Annotated in this window: 7 protein-coding genes; 2 read left to right on the plus strand and 5 right to left on the minus strand. The window is 62.9% G+C overall.

Translation table 11 applies throughout. From position 1 onward, the window contains the following. Positions 1-229: 229 nt before the first annotated feature. On the plus strand, positions 230-1,021 hold the full coding sequence (locus tag HKK80_RS04355; protein ID WP_411798397.1) for a hypothetical protein: 792 nt from the start codon (positions 230-232) through the stop codon (positions 1,019-1,021). On the opposite strand, the gene HKK80_RS04360 is transcribed toward HKK80_RS04355, so the two are convergent. Both HKK80_RS04360 and HKK80_RS04365 read right to left on the minus strand, forming a co-directional pair. After that, complete coding sequence (locus tag HKK80_RS04360; protein ID WP_411798406.1) at positions 1,022-1,378, minus strand: nucleic acid-binding protein; 357 nt, start codon at positions 1,376-1,378, stop codon at positions 1,022-1,024. It abuts the gene before it with no gap. A gap of 68 nt (positions 1,379-1,446) precedes the next feature. Further along, complete coding sequence (locus HKK80_RS04365) at positions 1,447-2,601, minus strand: thiolase C-terminal domain-containing protein (RefSeq protein ID WP_411798398.1); 1,155 nt, start codon at positions 2,599-2,601, stop codon at positions 1,447-1,449. An 87-nt stretch (positions 2,602-2,688) separates the two neighbouring features. Here HKK80_RS04365 and HKK80_RS04370 point away from each other — a divergent pair, with 87 nt between their 5' ends. Next, positions 2,689-3,102 (plus strand): hypothetical protein, encoded by a 414-nt coding sequence (locus HKK80_RS04370; protein WP_411798399.1) that lies wholly within the window; start codon positions 2,689-2,691, stop codon positions 3,100-3,102. A gap of 9 nt (positions 3,103-3,111) precedes the next feature. Here the strand turns inward: HKK80_RS04370 and HKK80_RS04375 are convergent, their stop codons facing one another. The 3 genes from HKK80_RS04375 to HKK80_RS04385 all read right to left on the minus strand — a co-directional run bounded on the left by HKK80_RS04375 (position 3,112) and on the right by HKK80_RS04385 (position 6,349). Next, complete coding sequence (locus tag HKK80_RS04375; protein WP_411798400.1) at positions 3,112-4,074, minus strand: NADPH:quinone reductase; 963 nt, start codon at positions 4,072-4,074, stop codon at positions 3,112-3,114. A gap of 67 nt (positions 4,075-4,141) precedes the next feature. Further along, positions 4,142-6,070: a threonine--tRNA ligase gene (thrS, locus tag HKK80_RS04380; RefSeq protein ID WP_411798401.1), complete on the minus strand. Its 1,929-nt coding sequence runs from the start codon at positions 6,068-6,070 to the stop codon at positions 4,142-4,144. Positions 6,071-6,181: 111 nt separating this feature from the next. Further along, positions 6,182-6,349 carry a hypothetical protein gene (locus tag HKK80_RS04385; protein ID WP_411798402.1) on the minus strand — a complete coding sequence of 56 codons (168 nt, stop codon included), beginning with the start codon at positions 6,347-6,349 and terminating at the stop codon, positions 6,182-6,184. Positions 6,350-6,438: the final 89 nt, after the last annotated feature.

Here is a 6,438-nt window from a genome sequence, read left to right on the forward strand (position 1 = left end):
AAGTATAAAATCGGGGTTGCTCCACCGCGGCGTGACAACATATCCGATGTGTTCGAACGGCCTGAAACTGCCGCATTCAGCGGCTGCATCTCTGGATGAAACAGGTCGGTTACGAGGTGATCAACGGCCGTTTGAGATACATACGTAGCCATACAAATACCGAGAGCCACAACTCGAACACCCGCCGTGGGGCCACAGTCTTAACAGACCCGCACCCCAAAACGGGTGTATGACCCCACCCGCAGACAACCCGTCTGATCCGCCGGATCGCGAGGAGCTGGCGGCCCAGCTTGACGAGTTGGCGGCGACGCTCACAGACCTCCGCGGTGAGCTCCGCGACGACAGTCGTCGTGGGCCACCGCAACCCCCACAACTGGGCGAGTTGCTCCGGTTTACCGAGCAGTACACCATCCCAACGCTGATTGCGATCCTTGAGGCGACGATCCGCTCCCTTGAGTTGCTGCGGCGGACGCTCCGGTTGGCCGATCCCGAACGCGCTGCCCGCGAGGAGGGGGCTGCCGCCCGGGGGCGACTTGACGAGGTCGGCAGCGAGGCTGGACGGCAGCTTGCCGACGCCTTGACCGAACTCCGCACCGCACTGTCCGAATCCGACCTCCCGGAAAACGCCGAATCTCGCGATCTTATTACCGACGCCCGTGAGCTGACCGGCGAGATCGAAACGCGGCTTCGTGATGCCGAACAAACTGTCAACGATCAGTGGGATCGTGAACGAGATGGGGGATCGACCCGGAAGCGACAGTCGAACGCCGCCGGAGCCAGCGACGGCGTGATGATCGATGTTAGCGATGACGGTGACGACAGCGATGACGGTGACGACAGCGACGACAGCGACCGGTCGCCGGCTGCCGACGGCAGCAACGCCGACGCCCCATCGGTCGATGTCGACGCCGAACTCGAATCGATCAAAGACGAACTCGACGAGGCCGAACAGGCGATCGACGACGCGAACCGTGATGAGACCCCGGACAACTCGACGGACGACGACGACACCGACGAATAGTTACTCGACCGGGCGGAACCGATACCCGTCCCACGACTGGCTTTCCGGCTCGCGGATGCCGGCATCGGGATCGCGGAGCTCCGGCACATAGACCGGTTCAACGGTGTCACCGATCTCGACATCGCCGGTCGTCAACTGACCAATGGCTCGCACCGATTCGCCGTCAACGTGGAACTCGACAATAGCGAGGTGATTCGGCTCGCGGACACCCGGCGGTGTCGCTGTCGAGGTTGTCCACGTCACAACGGTTGCGTGATAGTCGCTGAGGTCGACCATCTCGACCGGCTCTTGGCCCTCGGGGCCGAGCGGATGCGCCGGATAGAGGATCGACCCGTCTGGGTATCGGGCAGCCTCCATCGGCGGCTGGTCGTCGGTTTCGTCGGCGTCGGCATCGTCGGTGGCGTCGGTTGCGGTTTCGTGATCGCTCATTGGCCGGCCTCCATGATCGTCGTAATCACACAGTTGCCAAAGCCACCGACGTTGCAGGCGAGCCCCGTTTCGGCCTCGACCTGGCGCGGCCCGGCGGTGCCGGTGAGTTGTTTGTAGATCTCATATACTTGAGCGACGCCGCTGGCACCGAGGGGATGGCCCTTCGATTTCAGCCCGCCGGAGGTGTTGATCGGGAGTTCGCCGTCGCGGTCGGTGACACCATCTTCGACGGCTTTCCAGCCTTCGCCCTGCTCGAAGAAGCCCAACCCCTCCGATTGGAGGAACTCAAGGATGGTGAACATGTCGTGGAGTTCGGCCACATCGATGTCGTTGGGGCCGAGGCCGGCCTGTTCGTAGGCGATTGCGCTGGAGTCGACGACGCCGTTCATTACCGTTGGATCCTCGCGCTCGTGGACGACGTGGGTGTCGGTCGCGCCGCCGATCCCGGAGATGACGGCGTACTCGTCGGCGTACTCGCCCGCGACCGACTCGGGACACAGCAGGAGGGCGGCCGAGCCATCGGTAATGGGGCAGAAATCATAGAGCCGCAGCGGATCGGCGACGATCGGCGACTCCATGACCGTGTCAAGATCGACCTCCTTTTGGAACTGGGCGTGAGGGTTGTCGACGCCGTTTTTGTGATTTTTCACGGCGACCTTGGCGAGACTTTCGCGTGGGGCGTTGTACTTGTGGAGGTATCGCCGGGCGGTCAGCCCAGCAAAGGAGGGCAGGGTGACGCCGTGTTTGTACTCCGCGGGGTGGGTCAGCGAGGCGATCACGTCAGTCGCCTCAGCGGTCGTGCGGTGGGTCATCTTCTCGCCGCCAATCAGCAGCGTGAGATCGCTGGCTCCCGAGGCGACGGACTGCCACGCGCTGTAGACGCCCGCGCCGCCGGAGGAGCTTGTCTGGTCGATCCGGGCGGTGTAGGCGGGGAGGGCGTCGAGGTCGTGGGCGACGGCGTTGGCGATACCGGTTTGGCCCTCGAACTCGCCACTGGCCATATTCGAGACGTAGAGATGCTCAAGGTCGTCGCCGTCGATATCGGTGTTGGCCAAACAGGCCTGGCCGGCTTCCGCGAGCAACTCGCGGATCCAGCCCTCGCGTTGGCCAAACTCGGTCATCGACGCGCCGACGATCGCAACGCGATCCATACCACGTTTCTCACCGCGGGGTAGTTACCGATTTCCCTTCCAGCCCATCTCGGGCGATTTAACAGGACGGGACGGCGACCATTGAGCATGGAACCGGATCGTACGCTGCCGTATCTCGGTGCCGGAGCCGCGCTCGTCTTTGCCGTGCTGGCGGCGGCCCCGTATCTGCTCGTCCGGGGGCAGTCACAGCTGCTGGCGGGCTACTACGGGGCTGGGCCGTTCGGCGTCGCCGGCGCGATCTTTCTAGCCGTCCTCGGCGTCGTCATCTTCCTGTCGGGCGTCCGCGGGCAGGCTGATCCGACGCTTGTCGCGGGGATCATGCTCGCGGTCGGATTGGCGATCTTCGGGTTGACGGCGGTGTGGGCGTTGGCAATCCCCTCAACGATCCTCTATAGCTTCCCCGCCGACTACGGCTGGCTCGAATACCATCCGTGGGCGAGTCTGGTCGCCAGCGGCCTCATCGCCGGCAGCGCGGCAGGGTACGCACTCGTCGTCAACTAACCTGTGGGATCAGGGCGTAATGACGAGTTTGCCGAGGAAGCTCTCTTCGAGGACGGCGCGCTGGGCCTCGCTAGCGCCGTCGAGATCGTAGCGTTGGGCAAGCTGAATCTCCAGCTTGCCGTCGGCTAGCAGTGCGGCGACGTTTGACAGCGGCTCCCGCAGATCGGGTGTGTTGAACATGCTCATCAGCGTCAGCTGCAGATCCTTCCCGCGGGCGGCTGAAGACTGGCTGAAGCCGACCGACTGCTCCTTTTCGCCGATGCCGACGACCCGACAGCCGGTGGCGGCCACGTCGGCATCGAACTGGAGATACTCGTGCATGCGGTGATCGAGAATCACATCGACGCCGCCGTCGCTGGAATTGAGCACCGCGTCGGCGAGATCATCACGGCGGTAATCGAAGACGTGATCCGCGCCAAGATCGGCAAGCTCGTCGTGGTACCCCGGGCTGGCGGTCGTGATAACCTGCGCGCCCGCGGCGGTCGCGATTTGGACAGCCGCGTGGCCGACACCGCCGCTCCCCCCGTGGATCAGACATCGGTCGCCGAGTTGGAGGTCAGCGTGGTCGATCAGCGCGCGCCACGCCGTGACGGCTGCGACGCCCGCCGCGCCAGCTTCGACGGTATCGACGCCCTCGGGGAGGGTGACGACCCGGTCGTTGGGGATCGCCGCGTACTCGGCGTAGCCGCCGTAGTGATCCTTACCGATGCCGGTAGCCATGACCGCATCGCCCGCGGTGAACCCGGTCACGTCGTCGCCGACGGCAACGACCTCGCCGGCGGCGTCGATACCGGGGATCATCGGCAGCGTGAACGGCTCGTAGGAGCCCTCCCGAAAGTAGGTGTCGACGGGGTTGACCGCTGCACCGTCGACGGCGATCACCACCTCGTCGCCCGCCGGCTCTGGCTGGGGGATCTCGTCTACCTGGAGTACGTCGGTGCCACCGTGGCTATGGAATCTGACGGCGCGCATAGCTGGATCGACGGGTGGGAGTCGAATAAACGCCGCGGCGAGGTTGGGTCGTCAGCAACCCGCCGGATTAGTCGAGGAAATCGGGTTCTTTGCGTTTCTCGTCGCGCTCGTCGGTGAGGTGATCGATGAACGTCTCAAGTTCAACGTCTTGTTGTTCGCGCTCTTTGCGATCCCGCACTGAGACGGTGCCGGCCTCGGCCTCGTCGCTGCCGACAACGAGCATGTACGGCACCCGGTCGTCCTGTGCCTCACGGATCTTCCGGCCGAGCGTCCAGGATCGATCCTCGATGTCGACGCGGAAATCGGCGTCTTCGAGGTCGTTTTTCAAGCGGTGGGCGTAGCCGAGTTCGTCGTCGCTGATCGGGAGGATACGCACCTGTTCGGGCGCGAGCCACAGCGGGAACTTGCCGTCGTAATGCTCGATGAGCACCATGAAGAATCGCTCGAAGCTGCCGTAGAGGGCGCGGTGGATCATCACCGGGCGGTGGTCCTCGTTGTCCTCGCCGGTGTAGGAGAGATCGAACCGCTCGGGCATGTTGAAATCGAGTTGCACCGTCGGCCCGTCCCACTTGCGCCCCAGGGCGTCAGTAAAGGCAAAGTCGATCTTCGGCCCGTAGAACGCGCCGTCGCCAGCCTCAAGCTCGTAGTCCATGTTTGCGCTTTCGAGGACGGATTCGAGTTGGGATTCGGCCTCCTCCCAGATCTCGTCGCCGCCGACGGATTTCTCCGGCCGCGTGGCGAGGGCGACCTCGTAGTCGAGGTCGAACGTCTCCAGTACGTCGTTGATCATCGCCATGATGTCGTTGACCTCCGACTCGATCTGGTCGGGCCGGACGAAGAGGTGGCCGTCGTCGATGGTGAACGCCCACACCCGGGAAAGCCCCGAGAGTTCGCCGCGCTGCTCCTTCCGATAGACTTTGCCGTTCTCGGCGTAGCGGACGGGCAGATCGCGGTACGACCAGGAGTTTTGCTCGAAGATCGTCGCGTGGCCCGGGCAGTTCATCGGCTTGAGGCCGTACTCCTCGTCGTTCACGTCGAGCAGGAACATGTCGTCGACGTAGTTGTCGTAATGCCCCGACTGCTTCCAGAGTTCGGTGCGGAAGAGATGCGGCGTCTCGACGTACTCGTAGCCGTACTCCTCGTTCATCGACTCGCCGTATGCCTCAAGCTCTTTGAGGATGGTTTTGCCGTTGGGATGGTAGAGTGGGAGTCCGGGGCCGGTGACGGTCGGAATCGAGAACAGATCGAGCTCTTGGCCGAGTTTGCGGTGGTCGCGTTCCTTGGCCTCCTCGCGCATTTCGAGGAACTCCTCCAGTTGAGACTCCTTCTCGAAGGCCGTCCCGTGAACCCGCGTGAGGGTGTCGTTGTCCTCGTCGCCGCGCCAGTATGACGACGAGATGTTGAGGAGTTTGAACGCGCCGATCTCGCCGGTTGATTCGACGTGGGGGCCCTGACAGAGATCCTCGAACTCAGCTTGCTCGTAGAATGAGACTTCGGCCTCGTCGGCTTCGCGGTCGAGGATATCGAGTTTGTACTCGTTTTCGTCCTCGTACTTGGCGACGGCCTCCTCGCGGTCGTAAACGACCCGCTCGATGTCGTAGTCGGCCTCGACGATCTCCTGCATCTCATCTTCGATCTCTCGGAGGTCTCCCTCGTCGAGATCGACGCCGGTGATATCGTAGTAGAAGCCTTCCTCGGTCCATGGGCCGATGGTGAGTTTGGCGTCGTCGTACAGTCGCAGCAGAGCCTGTGCAAAGACGTGGGCCGCCGAGTGTCGCAGCACCGAGAGGTACTCGTCGCTTTGGTCGGTGACGATCTCAACCCGGTCGCCGTCGCTGACAGGGGTTGCTTTGTCGACTAGTTCACCTTCGATCTTGCCGGCGATGGTGTCGTCGCCGAGGCCGGGGCCGATCTCGTAGGCAACATCCTCCAGCGTCGCCCCTTCGGGCACGCCCAGTTCGGAGCCGTCCGGGAGGACGACAGCGATTTCGCTCATGAATTTGGGAAACCGACAGCCGGGGATAAGTGTTGTTGGATGCGGTCGTGGACGGTAAGGGATCGTTCGCACTTCCTGTCGATGATGTCTTCGTTTCAACTGGTCGCAGAGCTACAGCGTCTCGCTTGATCCTTCGAGAAATTCAGACGGCGAGACAATCTCGATATCACGAAACGCTCCAAGGTCGGTGAGATGTGGGTCGCCGGAAACAATGTATTCCGCCTCGGCTTCGAGCGCGATCTCCAGAAACAGGTCATCGTCCGGATCGTCGTCGATCACCTGAACTGACTGATAGTGTTTAGTTCGAATCTTTACCGGTAAGATACGGCCAGATGTTTGGTTCGGTGATCGCGCTCAATCCTCGTGGA

This window comes from Halonotius sp. F2-221B (assembly GCF_046719765.1).
In the GTDB taxonomy this organism is placed as follows: domain Archaea; phylum Halobacteriota; class Halobacteria; order Halobacteriales; family Haloferacaceae; genus Halonotius.